General features: G+C 38.3%; 24 protein-coding genes and 1 pseudogene. All 25 read left to right on the top strand.

What is annotated here, in order from left to right; genetic code table 11:
* Positions 1-291 precede the first annotated feature (291 nt).
* Positions 292-429: a hypothetical protein gene (locus AM592_RS24280; protein WP_192841131.1), complete on the top strand. Its 138-nt coding sequence runs from the start codon at positions 292-294 to the stop codon at positions 427-429.
* A complete protein-coding gene (locus AM592_RS01650; RefSeq protein WP_053602159.1) occupies positions 426-878 on the top strand; it encodes an ArpU family phage packaging/lysis transcriptional regulator in 453 nt (150 codons plus the stop codon). Before AM592_RS24280 ends, AM592_RS01650 begins: the two co-directional genes overlap by 4 nt.
* A complete protein-coding gene (locus AM592_RS01655) occupies positions 879-1,421 on the top strand; it encodes a site-specific integrase (protein WP_053602160.1) in 543 nt (180 codons plus the stop codon).
* 239 nt (positions 1,422-1,660) lie between these two features.
* Positions 1,661-2,932, top strand: a complete 1,272-nt coding sequence (locus AM592_RS01660; RefSeq protein WP_053602161.1) for a hypothetical protein — start codon at positions 1,661-1,663, stop codon at positions 2,930-2,932.
* A 261-nt stretch (positions 2,933-3,193) separates the two neighbouring features.
* On the top strand, positions 3,194-4,000 hold the full coding sequence (locus AM592_RS01670; RefSeq protein ID WP_225970365.1) for a restriction endonuclease: 807 nt from the start codon (positions 3,194-3,196) through the stop codon (positions 3,998-4,000).
* Positions 4,001-4,347: 347 nt separating this feature from the next.
* On the top strand, positions 4,348-4,992 hold the full coding sequence (locus AM592_RS01675; RefSeq protein ID WP_053602164.1) for a hypothetical protein: 645 nt from the start codon (positions 4,348-4,350) through the stop codon (positions 4,990-4,992).
* A gap of 147 nt (positions 4,993-5,139) precedes the next feature.
* A complete protein-coding gene (locus AM592_RS01680) occupies positions 5,140-5,619 on the top strand; it encodes a hypothetical protein (protein ID WP_053602165.1) in 480 nt (159 codons plus the stop codon).
* A gap of 96 nt (positions 5,620-5,715) precedes the next feature.
* Positions 5,716-6,294 carry a hypothetical protein gene (locus AM592_RS01685; protein WP_053602166.1) on the top strand — a complete coding sequence of 193 codons (579 nt, stop codon included), beginning with the start codon at positions 5,716-5,718 and terminating at the stop codon, positions 6,292-6,294.
* A 163-nt stretch (positions 6,295-6,457) separates the two neighbouring features.
* Positions 6,458-7,138: a DUF4145 domain-containing protein gene (locus AM592_RS01690; RefSeq protein ID WP_053602167.1), complete on the top strand. Its 681-nt coding sequence runs from the start codon at positions 6,458-6,460 to the stop codon at positions 7,136-7,138.
* A 44-nt stretch (positions 7,139-7,182) separates the two neighbouring features.
* A pseudogene (locus AM592_RS24465) lies at positions 7,183-7,278 on the top strand (HNH endonuclease); the annotation flags it as partial.
* A 228-nt stretch (positions 7,279-7,506) separates the two neighbouring features.
* Positions 7,507-7,767 (top strand): HNH endonuclease, encoded by a 261-nt coding sequence (locus tag AM592_RS23875; RefSeq protein ID WP_148564299.1) that lies wholly within the window; start codon positions 7,507-7,509, stop codon positions 7,765-7,767.
* Between the two features lie 155 nt (positions 7,768-7,922).
* Entirely contained in the window at positions 7,923-8,267 is a 345-nt protein-coding gene (locus AM592_RS01700) for a hypothetical protein (protein ID WP_053602169.1), read from the top strand.
* A 14-nt stretch (positions 8,268-8,281) separates the two neighbouring features.
* Entirely contained in the window at positions 8,282-8,737 is a 456-nt protein-coding gene (locus AM592_RS01705) for a phage terminase small subunit P27 family (RefSeq protein WP_053602170.1), read from the top strand.
* Positions 8,734-10,449 carry a terminase large subunit gene (locus AM592_RS01710; RefSeq protein ID WP_053602171.1) on the top strand — a complete coding sequence of 572 codons (1,716 nt, stop codon included), beginning with the start codon at positions 8,734-8,736 and terminating at the stop codon, positions 10,447-10,449. The genes AM592_RS01705 and AM592_RS01710 overlap by 4 nt, the downstream gene beginning before the upstream one ends.
* Positions 10,450-10,480: 31 nt before the next feature.
* Positions 10,481-11,734 (top strand): phage portal protein, encoded by a 1,254-nt coding sequence (locus AM592_RS01715; RefSeq protein WP_053605945.1) that lies wholly within the window; start codon positions 10,481-10,483, stop codon positions 11,732-11,734.
* Positions 11,731-12,495, top strand: coding sequence for a head maturation protease, ClpP-related (locus AM592_RS01720; protein WP_053602172.1), 765 nt, complete (start codon positions 11,731-11,733; stop codon positions 12,493-12,495). The genes AM592_RS01715 and AM592_RS01720 overlap by 4 nt, the downstream gene beginning before the upstream one ends.
* Positions 12,496-12,532: 37 nt before the next feature.
* The gene (locus tag AM592_RS01725) at positions 12,533-13,732 is read left to right on the top strand and encodes a phage major capsid protein (protein WP_098945175.1); all 1,200 of its coding nucleotides are present in this window, start codon (positions 12,533-12,535) and stop codon (positions 13,730-13,732) included.
* An 18-nt stretch (positions 13,733-13,750) separates the two neighbouring features.
* Positions 13,751-14,095: a head fiber protein gene (locus tag AM592_RS01730; protein WP_053602173.1), complete on the top strand. Its 345-nt coding sequence runs from the start codon at positions 13,751-13,753 to the stop codon at positions 14,093-14,095.
* Between the two features lie 48 nt (positions 14,096-14,143).
* Complete coding sequence (locus tag AM592_RS01735; RefSeq protein WP_318773059.1) at positions 14,144-14,422, top strand: head-tail connector protein; 279 nt, start codon at positions 14,144-14,146, stop codon at positions 14,420-14,422.
* Entirely contained in the window at positions 14,419-14,748 is a 330-nt protein-coding gene (locus AM592_RS01740; protein ID WP_053602175.1) for a phage head closure protein, read from the top strand. Before AM592_RS01735 ends, AM592_RS01740 begins: the two co-directional genes overlap by 4 nt.
* Positions 14,745-15,110, top strand: coding sequence for an HK97-gp10 family putative phage morphogenesis protein (locus AM592_RS01745; RefSeq protein ID WP_053602176.1), 366 nt, complete (start codon positions 14,745-14,747; stop codon positions 15,108-15,110). The genes AM592_RS01740 and AM592_RS01745 overlap by 4 nt, the downstream gene beginning before the upstream one ends.
* Complete coding sequence (locus tag AM592_RS01750) at positions 15,107-15,439, top strand: hypothetical protein (protein WP_053602177.1); 333 nt, start codon at positions 15,107-15,109, stop codon at positions 15,437-15,439. Before AM592_RS01745 ends, AM592_RS01750 begins: the two co-directional genes overlap by 4 nt.
* Positions 15,440-15,455: 16 nt before the next feature.
* A complete protein-coding gene (locus tag AM592_RS01755) occupies positions 15,456-16,022 on the top strand; it encodes a major tail protein (protein ID WP_053602178.1) in 567 nt (188 codons plus the stop codon).
* Positions 16,023-16,079: 57 nt separating this feature from the next.
* A complete protein-coding gene (gpG, locus tag AM592_RS01760) occupies positions 16,080-16,370 on the top strand; it encodes a phage tail assembly chaperone G (RefSeq protein WP_053602179.1) in 291 nt (96 codons plus the stop codon).
* A 182-nt stretch (positions 16,371-16,552) separates the two neighbouring features.
* A complete protein-coding gene (locus AM592_RS01765) occupies positions 16,553-19,840 on the top strand; it encodes a phage tail tape measure protein (protein ID WP_053602180.1) in 3,288 nt (1,095 codons plus the stop codon).
* Positions 19,841-19,850: the final 10 nt, after the last annotated feature.

Below are 19,850 nucleotides of genomic sequence, written 5' to 3' on the forward strand. Positions count from 1 at the left end.
ATATGTGGACACAAATTGCAAAGGAGGAATTAATCGTGGAAGAAAAAATTATCTACAAATATGCATGCGTTGAATGCGGTGCGGAGTAACAAACTGAAGGAGAAAAACTAACATATTGCGATTCCGATAAGTGTTTAGATAAAGACCATCGTTTAATTTTTCTTAGTGAATAGTTCGTGAACAAACTAGATCAATAGGTCCAATAGGGAAGTCCTGAGGATACTGATTAAGACACAGATTTTCTGTGCTTAATTGGTGTCCTTTTTCTTTTCATAAAAAGGGGAGATTGTGATGAAAGAAAAGGAAAAGAAGAAGAAAAAAGAAGAGTGTCTTTCTCGAAAAGACATTGAAGAACTGATGGGTGTTAATCGTCCGACTTACAAGAGATACAAAGGTGCTATTAAACAGAAAAGGAATGGTGTGAAATGAGTCAACTTGCATTTGTTTTACCTGAGATAAATCGAGATGCTACCCGTCAAAAGGTTGAATCCTTGCTGGAAAGATACCGCATTTTGTTACTGCAGGTGGATTTGGATTTTTTGCCAAAAATCACTTCCAGTTACACCATGGTTGCTCCATCAATTACTAACGAATTCCATTCCTCTACTGAAGATGCAGCAACAAAAAATGTTGATCACCAGAGGCAACGGGACAAATTTTTGAAACGGATGCAGCAGGCCGTCAATCGTCTTTCGCTCAACGAACGTTCAATCATCATCAAACGATACATGGACCAAGAAGAATATTTTGATTATGAGATTTACTATGAGTTAGGCATGTCGGAAAGGAAATATTATCGGATTAAATCCCGCGCTTTTTATAAGCTTGCCTTTGCTTTGAAAGAGGAAGTTTATATAGAACATGAGGGGGTGAATTAAATGAATTTTGTGCAGCCGATTCGGGATCCAGAGCATCTTTTTTATATGAAACGATTTTTAAGAGAACAAAGCGAAAGAAATTATATGCTTTTTGTTACTGGGATTAACTCAGGTCTTAGGATTTCGGATATTCTTCCATTAAAAGTGAAAGACGCCAAAAAGCCATATTTTGATATTCGTGAATTAAAGACGCGTAAGCAAAAAAGAATCCAAATCACTTCTTCTTTAAAGAAAGAATTGAATGCTTTTATTAAAGGTAAGGAGGACCATGAATACCTCTTTAAAAGCCGAGAAGGTGTGAATAAACCGATTGGTCGTAGCCAAGCATATAAAATTCTTCGAGCTGCCGCAGAATACGTTAATTTGGACGGAATTGGCACTCATACGCTGCGCAAGACGTTTGGCTATCACTTTTACCTTCAGACAAAAGATGTGGCTATGCTGCAGGAGATATTCAATCATTCTAGCCCTAACATCACCTTGAGGTACATTGGTATCAATCAGGACAGCATGGACAAAGCAATGAAAGGCTTCAAAATTTAGGCTCATCGCCAATAAACGGATGGGCTTTGTTTTTTGCTGTTATATCTAGTTCACCATAAAAAACAGATGTGTAATTCATTTTGTGGTATTGCTGTGAGAATATGTGTATCAAGGCTTTCAGCCTTTTAGTGAATTCAACACAATATAAGATATGGGTAATTTTGAAAAAAAAACAATACTTTTCCCCCGTGTTTTTTGGCATAATAAGTATGATAATAAACTGAGAGGGGAACACTGGGATGAATTGGGATAATATTTTTAAAACCTTAGAAAAATATACTCAATATAAACATTATCTATTACTTTTTGATCAATATAAACTGCCTAGGAAACAATCGCGTGACGAAATGTCTAAGGTTTTACACGAAGCAGTTACCGATGAAGGTTTTATAGGATCAATAATGTCCGAGACAGCAATGGATGAGTGGTTAGCATTACATCAAAAAGATGGTAATAATTATTCCTTCGTCTACAATCTTCAAGAAAAAATTCAAGATGGTTTGTTAAATAATTTATATGTGAGCAGAAATAAATATATAAAACTAAGGTTATGGGACATCAATCCGCATAATGAGTCCGAAGACTTAAATTCTGTAATGCCTAATTTAACAGATATTACATTGGTTGGAATTCATCGGAATGAAAATGCAGGTACATATACATTCTCTTTTGTCTCTCCATGTGAAGTTACTGGTTCTAGAGCTGATGGATCAACAAGAGTTTTTAAGAAGGTATTTTTTAGTCATTGTGTTTTTTTTGATAATTCCAATGATGTAAAAGTGATTTTTAATCCTACGAGTAATCTTCAACATGTAAATGGTGTAAGGAAAGAACGGTTTGATTGGACACCTATAGCAAATATGGTTTTTAACAAAGTCCAAGAATATATTGGAGGTGTTTTAATTGTTGCCCCTAATTGGATTCCCCAAGCACTTTATAAATTTGCAGAGGAAGCAACAAGCCATAATAATCCTAAAATAACTGCAGCTTCTTTTAATGCTCAAGAAATGATTGAAGAATTTGCTGCAGAAGTCCTAAAACAAGCTGGAGTTGATACAATCAATGAACCAGCGCTTATTAGTCGCCTTATACAAGATATTCAGATTTCTTTTGAATCACAGTTATTTGAGATTTACTCTGTAGAAGAGGAAAAAGAAAATTCTTTAACAATTTTCAAGCAAAGATCCGATGGTATCACACACATAATTAGTGTAGAATCAACTGAAGAAGGTTTTAAAATTGGACCAGCTGCCCAAGCAGCGAGAAGATCTAGACAGGATGGAGATATTGATTTATTAGGCGTTAACCTTAAAACAAATGACAGAATGTACAAATTCTTGGTCGAACAAGGTACTGACGCATATTTAATAAGAGGAACCAATACTTTTATTGAAGAGGAGGTGGTAAACATTGTTATCCGTAGACTTAACGAATATCGAACAAAAATACAAGTTGCCGCCGAGCGTCATATTAGGAGTGAAGAAGGAACTTCTTTCCCTGAGGCCAAGTGATGTTTTAACAAAGAATAAACTCGCTTTGGTCACTTCAATTCAAGTTGACTTTGCAGAGCAAATTCTAATCGAATTGTTTAAGGAAAAAAAGCTTCAATTAATTATAAGAGTAGGTTGTCTAAATGAGGAATACTCTCATTCTCTCTGGTTTAATTCTCTTCAAGAATATTATGAATCTAAAGACGAATTTTGTGTTCATTGTGGTGCTCCTCTTGATTGGAAAAATGCAAAGGTTGGATTTAAGAGAGGTATTTACAATTGATGAATAAAATGAATTTAGAACAATTTACACTTCTTCAAACATTATTAGAACAGTGTGAAAATTCTGGAGATGAATTTGACAATATTATTTGGAAGCCTGTGAATGTAGATAGTGCAACAATTCAAGAATTCGATCAGCATGTTAAAGTAGTTGAAGAGAGTAAAGATTGGCCAACCAATTTAAATTGGAAAAAAGGAAGAGTCCTTGAAGATCTTGCTGTATTCCTATTTGAAAGATTCAGTGGTGTAGTGGAAGTCAAAAAAAATAAAAGAGGAGATAATGAGACTGATATTGAGACAAAGTTAAGTGATAAAGCGTTACCTACATTTATAAAAGAATGTATTGGTCTTAAAATTATCTGCGAGTGCAAAAATTACAAGTCAAAATCAATAGATGTAGGAATGGTAACAAAGTTAGCAGAAATTATTCCTGATAGAGGTTCTAGGTTTGGTATATTCATTTCTATAAATGGCATGGGCGGATACGGTTGGAGATACGGAGAAGGAAAAAGGAAGAAAATAATGTATAGTGAAAAGATTCCTATAATATCCTTTACGTTAAATGAACTTAAACCACTTAGAGAAGGTAAAAATCTCTATACTTTTATACAGGAAAAATATAACCTTTTAGTAGATGATGTTGATGATGAGAGTGCGGAATTACCTAATGAAAGTCAAGTGGAATATTCTAAGAGACTGCATGAAATTATAGAACACTTCTACAAATGTGAGTTAATAGATCATACGCAATTTAAAATAATTAAAGAAAATGCAATTAAAAGATATGGATCTTTACATAATGATTAATTTTTTAAAACATTCTTTTTGGAATGTTTTTTTGTATATAAATTTTGGCAGATGAAAGGCAGAATAATTGCAGAAAGTAAGCAGACCATTTTGTTTTTAATAAGGTAATATGATAGTAGGTCAATAAAACGGACATGCGTTCTCCAAAAGGAGGACGTTTTTTTACAGAATTGAAACCTATTTCTTTTTATATTACTTGGCCATCCTCTCGGAGTATTGTGGATTGCATGATTATATTTATGCTATGGGGTAATAATAGGTAATTTGTCATAATTTGACGAACGATAGAGATTGTGCTTTTAATAACTTTCTTCCATAATGGATTGGATGAAAGGAGATAATATAAGATGAAATTTTCTTTATTAGATAATGGAGCTGACTCTTTAAAAGGTGCCTTCAGTTGCTTAGAAAAAATTAGTGATCTACAAGAAGGTGCTAATCATAATCTTAAAGATGTAGTTATATATCTTAATCATGGTTTAGAAATATTATTTAAGCTAATATTAAAGAGTGCAAGTCCTGCATTAATGTTTTCAGATATTAAATCTTATCAAAAAGCTAAAGAAGATATGAAGAAAAAGGGAGCAAAAAATGTTTTTGAAATAAATCCATCTCTACATACAGTCACATTAGAAGAAGCGCTAAAAAGAGTAGAATTTTTATGTGATATTGAAATTCCTGATTCTTTAAAAGCTACTATATATTATATAAACAAAATTAGAAATCAACTTATGCATTATGAAATTGAACTTAACGAAGGTGAATTAGATGAATTAGTTGAAAAATTGAAATATTGTTATGAAGAATCAATTAATTTTTTAGTAATTCATATTAATAATCTTGAAGAAAAGATTGATGAAGCAAGGTTTGAATATACAAGGGAAGATTATGAATCAGATATGGGAGAATGGTACGCTGAAATGCGTATGGAAGATGCACGTATGGAATATATAGAAGAAGGCTATGAAGATTTAGGTGAGGGGAAATGGTAAATAAAAATTATTCTTTTCAAAAAGAGATAGTTTATATATACATTAGCTACTTAAGGATGGGGAGAATACAAAAATAAAAATCTAATCCTTTACTTAACTCAAAATTCGTATTACTCCAATAACATATATAGGAGTGGGAAATTTAGAATGGATGAATCTAAGAAAAAATTAATTGAAGGTACCGCCTTATTCTTATCTTTTTTAATAACATCAATTGTTCTATACTTCATTCCGGATTTTATTGGTAATCAAATAGTTACTCGTTCCATTGGTATAATTTTTGGGTTAATCGGAATTATGGGCTTCACGGTAGAATTAACTAATTTGAGGATAAGCTCAAACGAAGAGATAAAAAGTGCATTAATGGATATGGTTGTTGGTCTTTTCTTAGGTATAATAATATTTTTATTGCTGTATTTCTTTGCAAATTGGTTCGTTCATATAGTAGTAACTCTGCTTATGTTACTTGCTATTTATGCAGCTTTACGAAGTGTTATTAAATTGATATTTTTAACTGATTTTCTAAATCGCAATATATTAATTAAGTTACCGGTAATCATTTTAAACATTGCCATATTCACCTTAACTCTATTGCAGGTATTACAGATATTTAAAGTTATTAAATAAGTAGAATGGGACACTCACATAGTGGATGATTTTTATTTGCAAGAAGCAGGATAAAATCTCTTTTTGTCGAATTATAGGACGTAAGGAGGCGGAAATATGATATATATAGAAAAATTAATAAGTTCATTACAAGAATGGAATAAAAAAGTTGGAGAAGAAAGAATTACTCCATTATCAGGATTGGTTAGTTTAGCTTTATTACAATTAGGTAGTGAGGAATATAAAGCAGAAGATTATCAAAATAATCCATTAAGTACGTTAAAAAAACGTATTGAATACCTTCAAAGAAATGAAAGTATTTTTGAAGAGTTTTTAGTTAATGGAATAATCTTTTTAATCAAAAATTACTTTAATGACCTGATTGTTAAGAGGGAAGAACATATTTATAATAATGAATCTTTACTTGAAAGAATAAATAAAAATGAGTTAGAAATATCTAGTAACTTTGTGGAGGATACCAAAAGAAAAGTTCAATTTCTTAAAAGTGAGGAATATGTTCGTTTTTCGAAAATTGAATTTGATACATGGAATGAGATTATTTCTGTTAATTTTAGTCCTTCAGAATTAGAAGTGATGGATAGGGAAATGGCTTTAGAAGCTCATAGAAGACATGAAGAACAAATGAACCCGGAAGAAAAAAGAGTATTTCAAGATATTATCAATAAAATGAAATAACAAGCATCCCTTTTTGAGGGTGCTTTTCTATTGCTTTAATTGGGGCAAAAATAATCCCTGTCGTTAGTTAGCATAGGGGTGGGAATGCTTGGGGATTAATAAGTTATTGAAGTAGGAAATTTGCACCTCCCTGTCGAATAGAATCGATAAGGAGAGTGAGCATATGAAAAGAGAAAGTCTTCCAGATCTTCATAAGGATATTTATAATTGTCCATTATGTAAAACCTATTGTGAACAAGAACATTTTCATATTCAGGAGGATATGGAAGGGAATAAGGAATTAGTATATTTGCATTCTATTTTACCAGTAGATTTAGCTAGAATAATTGCAGAACGGCAAGTGATATCGGTTTGTACAATATGTGAGGATTCTTATATGTGGGTCAAAGGAAAATTAGTTTATCCAAACTATGGAGAAGTTCCTGAGCCTAATGATGACTTACCTGAAGAGATTAAAACGCTATATCAAGAAGCTGCTAGTGTATTTAATTTATCTCCTAGATCTTCAGCAGCTTTATTAAGATTAGCAATTGAAAAATTTCTTGAATTAGAGGGTTATCAAGGGAATCTAAACAAAAAAATCAGTACGTTAGTAACAAATGGTGCTTCCGACATTATACAAAAAGGACTAGACGCAATTAGGTATTATGGAAATAAAGGTGTTCATCCTGGTGAATTAGATCTAAGTGAGAACAAAGAAGATATAACATACCTGTTTGACTTATTGAATGTTATATCTGAGGAGTTTATAACTAAACCAAAAAGAGTTAATGATTTTTATTCCAAATTACCATTTGGTTTTAGAGAACATATTGATAAGAGAGATAGACAGACACTCAAATAAATTGGGTGTCTTATTATTTTTTGAAAAAAGAAGGGCGTAAGAGTGTGAAACCATATGCCAAGAAATTCTATAAATCAACAGCATGGAAGAAATGCAGAGATTCATACTTCCGGTCACAACATGGTCTATGTCACTGTTGCGATCCTAAGATGATCTTCTCTTCTGGAATCAATTTGGAAGAGGTGAACTAAATGACACTAAAGAAACTTTGTCCTAGATGTAGCACCTTAATTAATGTAAGCTCTCAATACTGTGAAAGTTGCCAGACAAAGTATAATGAGCAGCAGAAGCAAAGACATAAGATATACAAAGCTAAACGTACCGACAATAAAGAGCAACGATTCTATAACTCTCGTGGATGGAAACAGATGAAGCAATTCTTGGATTCAAAGTATAAAGGACTGTGTCTTTATTCGTACTACATCTATGATCGTATCGTACCTTATGATGTGTTCCATCATATTATGCCAATCAAAGATGATTGGAATATGAGGCTGCATTTATATAACCTCATCCCACTGACAAACAGTGTGCATGAGAAGATTCACAAGATGTACGAGAAGGATCAAGAGCGAACCCAACGAGAGCTTCAGCAATTGGTGGAAAAATGGAATGGATTTGGCAAGTAGGGGGTACCAAAAAAGTACGAGATAAAGCCTATGGGGTCGCAGGTGGGCCCTTTCTCTCGCAAAAACTCCCTAAATGAAAATTTTTTGACTATGTAAATCCATTTATATACAATTATAGAGAAACTTCGATTATATAAATGGGGGTAAGAATTCTTATGCGTGAAACAATTGAAGATGCTATCGACTACTGTTTGGATAAGTATGCTAAGGAAATTCTGAGTGATCTGCAGGAATACGGAGTAATAATTGAGGGTCCTTACGGTTTCTCTCAATCTATGATTAAGTGTACAGATTATCTCGAAAAGAAAGTAAAGGAATACAACAAAAAATTCGGATTACATTTTGAAGTTGATTTTCTGGGTAGTTTTTACGGTTTAAATGAAGATCTTCCTGATGATTATTTTCATTTTGTAATGAATTTAGCTGCTGACTTAAATTACAAAGAATTCTCTAAAAATGCTATTTTACTGCGTGAACAATACATAGATACATTAGGGTGAAAGGAGGGCACCCAATGGGTAGACCAAGACAACCGGCAGGTTTACTTGTGGTGAAAGGTAAAAAACATTTGACCAAGAGTGAAATTGAAGATCGAAAAGCCAAAGAAGTTCGGGCGCCGGCTGATAAAGTCGAGGCGCCTTCTTATTTGCCCGATGAATTGAAAGCGGAATTCGATCGTATTTCCGAAGAGCTATTAGCCATCGATATCATGACGAATTTGGACTGTGAAGCCCTCGCTCGATTCATTGTGGCTGAAAATCAATACCAAAAAGTAAGCATCAAGCTGATGAAAATGAAGTCAATTGGTGCGAGATACATGGATCTTTTAAAAATACAAGAAAAGCTCTTCAAACAAGCCAGGGCTTCTGCCAGTGATTTAGGATTAACTATAAGCTCTCGGTGTAAACTTGTTGTTCCTAAGCAACAAGATGAGAAACCGAAGAATAAATTTAGTAAGTTTGGTCCATGAATCGCGTTACACAATATGCTCTTGATGTCGTTGAGGGCAGAATTGTCACTGGTAAGTATGCAAGACTAGCTTGTGAAAGGCATTTACATGATCTTGAAAGTGAAAACTTGGCTTCGTTCCGTTATAGTTTCGATGAGGAAAAAGCTAATCGGATTAACGAATTTGCTGAAACCCTTGTGATTGCAGAGGGAGAAGGTAAGGAACAATTACAACTCGCAGACTTCCAGGCATTTATACTTGGAAGTCTTTTTGGTTGGGTTGATAAAGAAACCGGATATCGCCGTTTTCGTAACAGTTATATTCAACTTGGCCGACAGAATGGTAAGTCCTTGCTAAATGGCATTCTTGGAACGTACTGCAGCGGATTTGATGGGTACAATTACGCACAGATTTACTGTACAGCGACCAAGTCCGATCAGGCAAAGATCGTCTTTAATGAGATTGTGAAATTCATCAATGCGGATCCTGATCTTGAGGAATTATTCAAAATCAAAGACTATGAAAGTACGATTATTAGCAATCTGACTCATTCAACAGTGCGAGCTCTCGGAAGAGATACTAAATCGATTGATGGCTTTCGCCCCTACCTCGGCATCGTGGACGAATACCACGCCCACAAAGACAACCAAATGTATAAGCTTTTGGAAGGCGGTACTGGGAAGCTCAAACAGTCACTTATTAGCGTCATAACAACAGCTGGTTTTGATTTAAACAGTCCATGTTATGAGTTGTATAACGACTGCTGCAAACTTTTAGAAGGCGCATTTTCGAATGAGACCCAATTTGTTTACATCGCTCAGCTGGATAAAGATGATGATATTTGGGATTCAGAAAACTGGATAAAAGCCAATCCTCTAGTGTGTGCAGATTCTGACGGTGTGGACCGAATGAAGGATATCGCAGCCAAGGCAAAAAGAATCGGTGGCGAAGAGCTACGTGACTTTTTAACAAAACGGATTAACGCCTGGTTCCAATTAACTGATGATGATTATATCAATATCGAAAATTGGAAAAAGTGTGCTACCGAATTAACCCTTGAAGACATGCGAGGGAATGAATGTGTTGTCGGGTTGGATTTATCAAGCGGAGGCGATTTAACTTCATTGGCGCTAGAGTTTCCTGTTAGATTCAATGATCAACAAAAATATTTTATCTATTCGCATTCATTCATACCTAAAATGCGCCTGATGGAACATATACAGACTGACAAGGCTCCTTATGACATTTGGCTTAAGGAAGGATTGTTAACAGTCACAGAGACGATAGGCGGTGTGAAAACTGACTATAAGTACATCGTTCAACACTTGAAAAAACTTAAAGAGGAATACGATCTGAAATTTAAAGCAATCGCGTATGATCCACATAATGCGGATACGTTCCTGGTTGATCTTGAAGAATTCGGTTGCGATTGCATTGAAATTGTTCAAAGTGCCAAGAGTCTTCACCAGGCAACAGAGGATTTTAAACTTGAAGTTGATGCCGGCAATATCCTCTATCACGAGGTAAACGGTCTTTTGACTTGGAGCGTAACAAATGCAAAATTAACGTGGAATAGTTTTGGAGAATGTAAGATCGATAAGAACTACCGCATTAAACGAATCGACCCGATCGATGCGATCATTGATGCCCATAAAATCGTATTAATGAATAAAGAAAATAATATTGATATCAATGAATCAGCGGAAGAATATCTCAAAATGATGGGATGGTGAGGGAGGTGAGAATTTGAATTTTTTCAGTAGGATGTATCAAAAATTTAAAAACATGCTTTCCCCAGCTCCACAAGCTGCAGATATGCAGAGCGAAACACTTTTAGAGTGGCTAGGGATTAGCAAGACTTCTAAGAATATGCTCAGCGAGGTCACATATTTCACCTGCCTTAAGATGTTATCTGAGACGCTTGGAAAAATGCCATTAAAGTATTATCAGGAAACGGAAAAAGGTATTGAAAAAGCAAATTCAAATGCAGCTCATAAGCTATTAAAACTGAGGCCTAATCCGGTAATGACACCATCCATTTTTTGGGCGGCAGTAGAGCAAAATAGAAATCATAATGGGAATGCGTATGTTTGGCTTAGAAAAGTCTTTAAGCCTCAGAGGTTCGGTGGCAGCTATGAAATACAAGACATGTGGGTTATGCCTACAGAAAGTGTTCAAGTCTACATTGACGATGCCGGATACTTTGGTGCTAAAGGGCAAATCTGGTATGTCTATACGGATAAATATAGTGGCGAACGATATACATTGCGTTCAGATGAAGTGTTACACTTTAAGACCTCATATAGCTTTGATGGGGTACTAGGGGTACCTGTAAAAGACATTCTAAAATCTACAGTTGAGGGCGGACTCGAGAGCCAGAATTTTATGAATAACTTGTATAAAAGCGGGCTTACTGCTAAAGCCGCATTAGAATATACTGGAGATTTAAACGAAGATGCAAAGAAAAAGCTTGTTGCAGGTTTTGAGCAGTTTGCAAATGGATCAGAAAATAGCGGAAAAATTATTCCTGTTCCGCTTGGAATGAAACTGATACCATTAGATATCAAGTTAACGGATAGTCAATTCTTCGAGTTGAAAAAATTCAGCGCTCTTCAGATCGCCGGCGCTTTTGGAATTAAACCAAATCAGATTAATGATTATGAAAAGTCGAGCTATGCAAATTCAGAAATGCAGCAGCTCTCTTTTTATGTGGACACCGAGTTGTTTATCCTAAAGCAATATGAAGAGGAGATCAATTATAAGATTCTTACACCAGAAGAAGTCGAGCAGGGCTTCTTTTTTAAATTCAACGAGAAAGTAATTCTTCGTACTGATAGCAAAACGCAAATGGATACGTTGGCTTCAGGTGTGAATAATGGCATTTATAAGCCAAACGAGGCAAGAGAATTGTTAAATTTACCTATTGCTGAGGGTGGGGATGTGTTAATGGTAAACGGCAATTATATTCCAGCCACCGATGTTGGAAAGCAGTACGATAAAGGGGGTGATCAAACATGAAGAGGTTTTGGAATTTCAGCGTAAATGCTGCGACACCAGATCAAGCTGAAACCGTTGAATTGAGAATTGAGGGAGACATCGTAAGCGATGAGGATGTGTGGTTATATGAGTGGTTTGGTATTGAAGCTACTGCTCCGAACATTTTTAAAGATGAGCTTGCTCATTATAACGAAAAGGATATTACGGTTTGGATAGACTCATACGGCGGAGATGTGTTTGCCGCAGCCGGTATTTATAATGCCCTTAAAGAACATAAAGGCAAGGTCACAACTAAAATTGATGGGAAGGCTATGTCAGCTGCAAGTGTCATCGCCATGGCTGGAGATGAGATACTCATGTCGCCGGTTAGTGTCATGATGATTCACAATCCACTTACTACCGCACAAGGAGACATGAGAGAGTTAAGAAAAACTGCGGATGTCTTAGACACGGTAAAGGAGACTATCATTAATGCATATATGGTCAAAACGAGAAGGTCTAAGGCGAAAATATCCGCCATGATGGATGATGAAACCTGGATGTCTGCAAATGTTGCTGTTAAACAAGGATTTGCTGATGGAGTCCTGTATCAGGAACAGGAAGCAGAAGAGGTAGTCAATTTCTCTTTTAATCGATTTGCCATACAAAACAGTGCAAATGAGTCCATGAAACGCTTGCTGAACTTTAAAAAAGCACAGGAACAGACATGGGCACCCGAAAACTTAGTGGACAATCAGAAAACAGAAAAAGAAAAACTATTATTGGAATTGGATTTAATCTAATTCTATTTTTTATTTCAAAATTTAAGGAGGCTACATCGTGAATCCAGAATTATTAAAAATGTTGAATGAGATTAACGCTAAAAAAACTGAAGCTAAAAAATTGATTGCTGAAGATAAAGTTGAGGAGGCAAAAGCAGTAAAGGAAGAACTGGTAAAGCTGCAAAATAAATTTGATCTTGCTAAGGATTTATTTGATGAACAGGAGGAGCAAGAAAAGGCAGCAGTCAAAAATAAAGTCAAAAAGCCTGTTAACAATGAGGAATCTCAGCATGGGGCTTTTGTTAATATCATCAAGGCTTCCCTTTTGAAGAAAGCCGTTAATGAGGATGATATGGAAATTTACAATATGATGACTGAGGCTGATCCAAACGCTGAGGGTGAATCAGATGGCGGTCTGACTGTTCCTCAGGATATTCGAACGCAGGTTAAAGAATTTCGTCGTGCTCTTGATGCTCTTGAACCACTGGTTAATGTTGAGCCGGTTTCCACTTTAAGCGGTTCTCGTGTGTTGGAAGTTACAGCTGATCATGTTCCGTTTGATAACGTGGATGAGGCAGCACAATTCCCTGATGCCGAAACACCTAAGTTCCGCAATATTGCTTACAAAGTATTGAAAAAAGGCGGCATCCTTAAGTTAACCCGTGAGCTCACACAAGACACATCGGAAGCAATTATCAGTTACCTTACAAGTTGGATCCAGAAAAAAGCTAGGGTTACACGTAATTTTATGATCCTTGCTGAGCTTGATGCTAGTTTTGGAGGATCTAAGACGAAAGTTTTAGCGGATATCGATGATTTTAAAGATGTATTTAACGTAACGCTCGATCCAGCTATTGCAGTCTCTTCCGGTGTGCTTACGAACCAAGATGGATTCAACTGGTTAGACAAACAAAAAGACGGGGACGGAAAATATATTCTTCAGCCGAACCCAACTAATGCTACTCAAAAATTGTTGTTTGGTACGTACCCTCTGAAAGTGGTATCTAACAAGGTGCTAAAATCTGCTACTGTAGGCGATCCTGAAGCACCAACAGGATATAAATATCCTTTCTATCTTGGTGACTTTAAAGAAGCTATCACAATTTTTGACCGTGAAACTTTGTCTATCGAGTTTTCTACAGAAGCCGGGGATCTATGGGGTAAAGATTTAACAGGCGTAAAAGTAAGAGAACGTTTAGACATTAAAACCGTTGATACGGAAGCTGTTATTAAAGGGGAAGTTGAAGTAACAGTATAAAAATAAGGAGGATGGGCAATGAGCGACCGTTCTACTAAAAATTATAGGAAGCCGGATAAGTGGGTAGTGGAAGGTGAACTTTCTATTAATGGCTCAGGAAAGATCACTAAAGACGGCCAAGAAATTAAGTTGGGTGGGGCAGTGTCCTGGGAAGATGTCCAGGGGAAGCCTTCCGCATTTACTCCATCTTCCCATACCCACAATATTTCGGACATCACAAGCCTGCAGACAACGCTAAACGGCAAGCTATCAGCATCAAAAGCAGCAACTCAGGCTGACAGTACAGCAACAGATGCAGCAGGATTGAAAAATGATTTTAATAACCTTCTGGCTAAACTTAAAGCTGCAGGAATTATGAATTAATTGGGGGTTATGCCCCCTCTCCGTTAAGGAGGAGATCGTTTGATTACTGTGAATGAAGCAAAAAGGTATCTAAGGATTGAAGAGGATTTCACTGAAGAAGATGAGGATGTAGGAGCTCTTGTCAGTGCAGCAGAAAAATATCTTAAAAATGCTGGATGTTTACTTAATCCAGATGATGAGATGGCCAAATTAGCTGTGAAAATGTTGACTATCCACTGGTATGAAAACCGAGAACCAATTGGTAACGGAGATAAACTCGCTTTTGGTTTGCAGAGCTTGATCACACAGCTGCAGCATTGTTTTGAAGAGGGTGAGCCATCAACATGAATCCAGGTAAATTTAGACACAGGATCATCTTTCAACAAATAAACCCTGGAGCTGTTGATGAAGAAGGCTTCCCTCTACCAGACGGTCAGTGGGCTGATGTGATGAAAGCCTGGGCTATGGCTAAGACGGTTAGCGGCCGTGAATATCACGAGGCATCTGCCACGCAAAACGAACGCACAACCAGATTTATTATCCGATATCGAAATGGGTTATCAGAGGATATGCGAGTAAAATACCAGGACAGAATTTTTGAGATAGAGGCGATTTTGCCAGACGATGAAGTCAGGAAGACCCTCACCGTTGTTTGTAAGGAGGCGGTTCAGTGAGTGCACAAGTTGATGGGCTTAACCAACTACTTTCTGAGTTTACCGAGATGGGACAGCAGCTCGAAGGCCGAACAAAAGAAAAGGCTCTTAAAGCCGGCGGGAATTATTTGAAAGGTAAGCTAAAAGAAAACGTACCTGTGGTCACTGGGAATTGGCGCGATAACATCATTGTGTCTGACATTAAAAATAACAAAGTCGATGTTGGTGCAGATCAGCAGGGGGATGCTTTTTACGGTTATTTTCATGAATTCGGGACATCGAAAATGGCAGCCCGTCCTGTATACGGCCCTACTCTAGAGAGTGAAAGAAGAACCATAAGAGATGAAATGGCTGCAGAAATCAGAAGGAATTTAGGTTTATGAGCTTAAACTCTTTGATTATTAACACGCTTAAACCTACAGGCTTCCCTGTTCGGTTCCTAACCCTGCTTGAATCAGACGGGAATCCTCCAACCTATATCAAGTTTTTTGAGTACAATCAATCCGGTGCGTTACACGGGGATGATAGAGAATTGAATTCTTCGTACTCCATTCAGGTTGATATTTTTAGCACAGGAAACTACAGCAATCTAGTGAAACAAGTAAAAGCTTTACTAATAGAAACTGGTTTTTCACGCACATTTGAAACCGAATTTTACGAAACGGACACCGAATTTTATCACAAGGTGCTCCGTTTTCATTTTGTTCAATAAAGAAGGAGGAATAAGAATGCCAACAATCGGACTTAGAGATATGCATTTCGCTAAATTTAAAGATGATGGGACATACGAGACTCCTGTCAAGCTGTCTGAAGCTATCTCGGCAACAGTCACACCTAACTATACAGTTACCACATTGTATGCGGATGACCGGGCTGTTAACGTTGCAAGTGCGCTTGGGGATATCGATGTTCAGATCAACCCAAAAGATTTACCAGCTGATGAATATGACCTGCTTATGGGTACAACCAAAAATACTGACGGTGTCATTGAGGATTCCGTGGATGACGTCGCTCCTTATGGGGCACTATTGTTCCGATTGCCGTTTGAACAGGGAGGCTTTCGCTACTACTGCTATTACAAAGGGAAATTCCAGCCTCCTGCTTTGACCCACAATACAAGAGGCGGTAGCACAGAATTCCAAACACCAACGATTTCCGGTAAATTTATGCCCCGCGATGATGGGAAATGGCGTGCTCATTTAGATGCCCCTGGGAAAGTTGAGAATCCAATTGCCGACACTTGGTTTGATTCTGTTTACAAACCAACCCCACCTGCACCTGAAACTACACCATAAGTCTAATGTAGAGGCGGTTTCTCCGTCTCTTTTTACATTTTCAAAGGAGGAATACACTTGAAAAATTTAACTATATTAATCAATGGCGAAGAAAAAACTTTCTCAATTCCTTTCGTCAACGGTTTGGTGTGGAGAAAGTTCATTGAACTACGTGCAAAAACAGAAAACCTAAGTGATTTAAAACCGGAAGAGTTAGACGAATTTGCCGAACTTGTAGTGTTTGCGTTTGGCGATAAATTTAGCCTAGAAGAGTTTTACGCCGGTGTACCGTATGACCAAGTGATGAGTACAATCGACGGTCTTTTTGTACCAACCGAAGGTGATGCTGAGGGAAACGGAAAAAAGTAACGTTTTCGGAAATGCATAAGACGAATAAAAAACTTTATCGCGATCTTGTGAAACAAGGATGGTCACTTACGCAAATTGATGAATCGGACATCTTTTTTTTATTTGATCTTCTTTCCGAGGATGAAGAAGATGAAGTACTTGTTTACGCCGATCAAGTCTCGTGGTTATAAGGAGGTGACAAAATGGCAGAAGTCGGGGCACTACGTATTAGTCTCGGTTTAGAAGATATTGATTTTACTCGAGGCATGAAGAATGCAAATGCTCGTTTAAGAGCACTCGACAATGAATTCAGGGCAATAACAGCAGGATCTGCCCGATTTGATAATAGTTTAGAAGCACTTGGCCGACAATCAGGCGTTTTGACACGGTCGCTTGGCGTCCATCAACAAAAAGTTGAAGAGCTTCGACGTAGGTATGATGAGAGCAAACGAACGAAAGGTGAAGACGCGACAGAAACCATCCGTGCAGCATCTGCCTATAACCGCGCGCTTACTTCAATGCGCAGAATGGAACAGCGGTTAGAGGCTGTGAACCGGCAGATTAATGAGCAGTCGAACTCATTTCGTCGGCTTCGGACAAGTCTAAACGACACAGGAGAAAACATGCAGCGGGTTGGCGGGCGTATGCAGTCAACCGGCGCGGATATTTCGCAATCCTTCGGAATCGCTACAGCCGCAATTGGTGGAGGGCTAGCTATTGCAGCCAAAAGCGCTATGGATTTTGAATCTCAAATGTCATCTGTCAAATCTGTCATGGCTCCAGACGAAGCAAAAGAGTTTGGAGGAGAGCTTGAAAAGTTGGCCGTTACGATGGGCGCAAAAACCAAATACTCTGCTACTGAAGCTGCACAAGGTATTGAAGAGCTGATCAAAGCCGGCGTTCAGACAACCGACATCATTAACGGCGGGTTAGACGGCGCCCTATCTCTTGCAACAGCTGGTGAGCTTGAGCTTGCAGACGCTGCGGAAATAGCTTCTACTGCGCTAAATGCGTTTAAGGATGACAACTTATCTGTCATGCAAGCGGCTGACCTATTAGCTGGAGCAGCCAATGCTTCGGCTACGTCCGTTTCCGAGATGAAATTCGGGCTCTCAGCCGTCTCAGCTGTTGCAAGCGGGATAGGTTTAACATTTGAGGATACTACAGCTGCCCTTGCGGCATTTTCACAGAACGGGTTAAAAGGTTCCGATGCAGGTACTTCACTTAAAACCATGTTACTGAATTTGTCCCCGTCGACTAAAGAAGCGACAAATCAAATGAGAGATTTAGGGCTTATTACCGAAAAAGGAAATAGCCTTTTTTATGATTCGGAAGGACACGTTAAGTCCTTAGCAGATATCTCTCAACTATTAAAAGACAAGTTGAAAGGTCTTACTGATGAGCAACGTCAGATGGCTTTAAAAACAATGTTCGGAACGGACGCTATTCGTGCGGCTAACATCCTTTACAAAGAAGGCGCGAATGGAATCAACAACATGGCTACGGCTATGGGAAAAGTGAAATCTGCCGACGTGGCAGCTGAAAAGCTTAATAACGTAAAAGGGCGATTGGAACAGCTGAAAGGATCCGTGGAAACTGCAGCGATCTCTCTTGGGAATGCTCTCCTCCCAACCCTCGATAAGGTGGTTGCCGGTGTCCAGGATGCAACGGATTGGTTTAACAGCCTGGACAAGGAGACACAGAATACTATCGCTACTACTGCTCTTGTTGCAACCGGGATTGCCGGCGTAACGGCCGCCCTTGGTGTCGGGCTAACCGTTGTTGGCGGGGCGATTTCCGGCTTTGGGGCTCTCACGGTAGCGTTGGGTGCGATGACAGGTCCGATCGGCTTAGTCGTAACCGGTCTTGGGCTGGCAACTGCGGCCGGTTTCGCTATTGCGGACTCGATGAATAAATCTAAAGAAGTAAACCTAGAGCATGCGGAATCAATGATCAATCAGCAGCATGAGCTGGAAGGATTGACCGGCAAATACGATGTTTTGAGAGAGAAAAATCAGCTTTCCAACGATGAGCTCCTCCGTTTTAAAGACATTCAGAGTGAGCTTGAATTTGCCAAATCAGCTGAAGAAATTAAAAGTCTAACTGATGAGGCGGACAGGCTCCGTGAAAAATCTGGATTGTCCAATGAAGAAATGAGCGAAATGCTCTCGTTGAATGATCAACTTATTGATAAGGTACCTGACGCTGACACCGTCCTTTCTGACCACGGAAATTCGATTATTGGAAACAGAGACGCACTCGGTGAAGCTAACGAGAAACTAAGGGAAAATATTGCGCTCGAATTAGAGAACCAACGAATTAAAGCTGAGGCGAATTTGACCGAGAACATCCGGAATTACATCAATGCGTTGGATGAATTACGTGAGAAAGAAGCAGAAAGAGACGAGGTCAGGCAGGCTCGAGATGAAACCGAAAAGCGTCTTGCAGATTTGAAAATCCAGGCTCAAAACGAGCTGAACGCCGGAAAGGATTTAGAAGCAGAAAAGACAATTGATGAAATTGCAAACGCAGAACTCCTTTTGAATCAACAAAATAATAAAATTTCTCTGCTTGCCGATGAGGTCGCTGAAAAACAAAACAGTGTGACGAAATCGGAAGAAGAAATCGGGAAGACCCAAGAGCTTTATGACAAGATGATTAATCTACATTTGGAGCAAGTGGGCATTAACGCGTCCGGTGCAGAAGGTATCGCCCAGCTAGATCAAGCTATAGAAAAAACTCAAAACCGAATCAATGAATTAAACAACGCCAAACGGGAACAGAGCGGATTAAATAAGGCCCAGCAGACGGAATTAAATAATTTAAGTAGCGCATTAGGCCTATACCAAAGTGCGAAGGGTGAAATTCGAAACATACAAGGCGAGCAACAGTCTGTGAACAGGAAGATTGACGAAGGGACCGGCAAGGCATCCAGCCTTACCGGTGAATTGGGTAAAGACGTAAATAAAAACGTAGACGTTGATGATAACGGAAAAGCAGATGATCTTAACGAAAAAGTCAGAAAATCCGTGAAGAAAAAAGTAACCCTAGCAGCGATTTGGGAAGGAGTAACGGCAGGAATGAGGGCAGCATTGCCTTTCTTTGCAAAAGGTACAAGGAATGCTCCTGGTGGACTTTCGGTTGTTGGAGAAGAGGGACCTGAATTGGTGCATCTACCTCAGGGAGCTAAGGTCATCCCGAATCCGGAAACAGAAGCGATCCTACGCAACTGGAACATTCCGATGCTTGCAAGCGGTGGTGTAACACTTTCGCCAGGAATGGCAATGGTCGGGGAAGAAGGTCCAGAAATGTTGGATTTGAGAGGAGCTGCGACATCTCCACTCCCATCTAGCCAGCCTTCGGAATCCGATGTTAAACAACCAGTCGTTATTCAAGTTGTCACTCCTGAAAAACGAGAGTTAGCCCGGTGGTTGTTGGATGATATTACAAAAATGCAAGATTTTAAAGAAATGCGCTTAAAAACATTTTAAGAGGGAGGTA

It is taken from the genome of Bacillus gobiensis, assembly GCF_001278705.1.
In the GTDB taxonomy this organism is placed as follows: domain Bacteria; phylum Bacillota; class Bacilli; order Bacillales; family Bacillaceae; genus Bacillus; species Bacillus gobiensis.

What these genes read in the sequence shown, in the direction of transcription:
- AM592_RS01655 (WP_053602160.1), top strand. Translation starts at nt 879, where the DNA reads ATGAATTTTGTGCAGCCGATTCGGGATCCAGAGCATCTTTTTTATATG.
- AM592_RS01685 (WP_053602166.1), top strand. Translation starts at nt 5,716, where the DNA reads ATGATATATATAGAAAAATTAATAAGTTCATTACAAGAATGGAATAAA.
- AM592_RS01720 (WP_053602172.1), top strand. Translation starts at nt 11,731, where the DNA reads ATGAAGAGGTTTTGGAATTTCAGCGTAAATGCTGCGACACCAGATCAA.
- AM592_RS01690 (WP_053602167.1), top strand. Translation starts at nt 6,458, where the DNA reads ATGAAAAGAGAAAGTCTTCCAGATCTTCATAAGGATATTTATAATTGT.
- AM592_RS01715 (WP_053605945.1), top strand. Translation starts at nt 10,481, where the DNA reads ATGTATCAAAAATTTAAAAACATGCTTTCCCCAGCTCCACAAGCTGCA.
- AM592_RS01670 (WP_225970365.1), top strand. Translation starts at nt 3,194, where the DNA reads ATGAATAAAATGAATTTAGAACAATTTACACTTCTTCAAACATTATTA.
- AM592_RS01755 (WP_053602178.1), top strand. Translation starts at nt 15,456, where the DNA reads ATGCCAACAATCGGACTTAGAGATATGCATTTCGCTAAATTTAAAGAT.
- AM592_RS01765 (WP_053602180.1), top strand. Translation starts at nt 16,553, where the DNA reads ATGGCAGAAGTCGGGGCACTACGTATTAGTCTCGGTTTAGAAGATATT.
- AM592_RS01680 (WP_053602165.1), top strand. Translation starts at nt 5,140, where the DNA reads ATGGATGAATCTAAGAAAAAATTAATTGAAGGTACCGCCTTATTCTTA.
- AM592_RS23875 (WP_148564299.1), top strand. Translation starts at nt 7,507, where the DNA reads ATGAAGCAATTCTTGGATTCAAAGTATAAAGGACTGTGTCTTTATTCG.
- AM592_RS01730 (WP_053602173.1), top strand. Translation starts at nt 13,751, where the DNA reads ATGAGCGACCGTTCTACTAAAAATTATAGGAAGCCGGATAAGTGGGTA.
- AM592_RS01740 (WP_053602175.1), top strand. Translation starts at nt 14,419, where the DNA reads ATGAATCCAGGTAAATTTAGACACAGGATCATCTTTCAACAAATAAAC.
- AM592_RS24280 (WP_192841131.1), top strand. Translation starts at nt 292, where the DNA reads ATGAAAGAAAAGGAAAAGAAGAAGAAAAAAGAAGAGTGTCTTTCTCGA.
- AM592_RS01710 (WP_053602171.1), top strand. Translation starts at nt 8,734, where the DNA reads ATGAATCGCGTTACACAATATGCTCTTGATGTCGTTGAGGGCAGAATT.
- AM592_RS01675 (WP_053602164.1), top strand. Translation starts at nt 4,348, where the DNA reads ATGAAATTTTCTTTATTAGATAATGGAGCTGACTCTTTAAAAGGTGCC.
- AM592_RS01750 (WP_053602177.1), top strand. Translation starts at nt 15,107, where the DNA reads ATGAGCTTAAACTCTTTGATTATTAACACGCTTAAACCTACAGGCTTC.
- AM592_RS01660 (WP_053602161.1), top strand. Translation starts at nt 1,661, where the DNA reads ATGAATTGGGATAATATTTTTAAAACCTTAGAAAAATATACTCAATAT.
- AM592_RS01705 (WP_053602170.1), top strand. Translation starts at nt 8,282, where the DNA reads ATGGGTAGACCAAGACAACCGGCAGGTTTACTTGTGGTGAAAGGTAAA.
- AM592_RS01650 (WP_053602159.1), top strand. Translation starts at nt 426, where the DNA reads ATGAGTCAACTTGCATTTGTTTTACCTGAGATAAATCGAGATGCTACC.
- AM592_RS01700 (WP_053602169.1), top strand. Translation starts at nt 7,923, where the DNA reads ATGCGTGAAACAATTGAAGATGCTATCGACTACTGTTTGGATAAGTAT.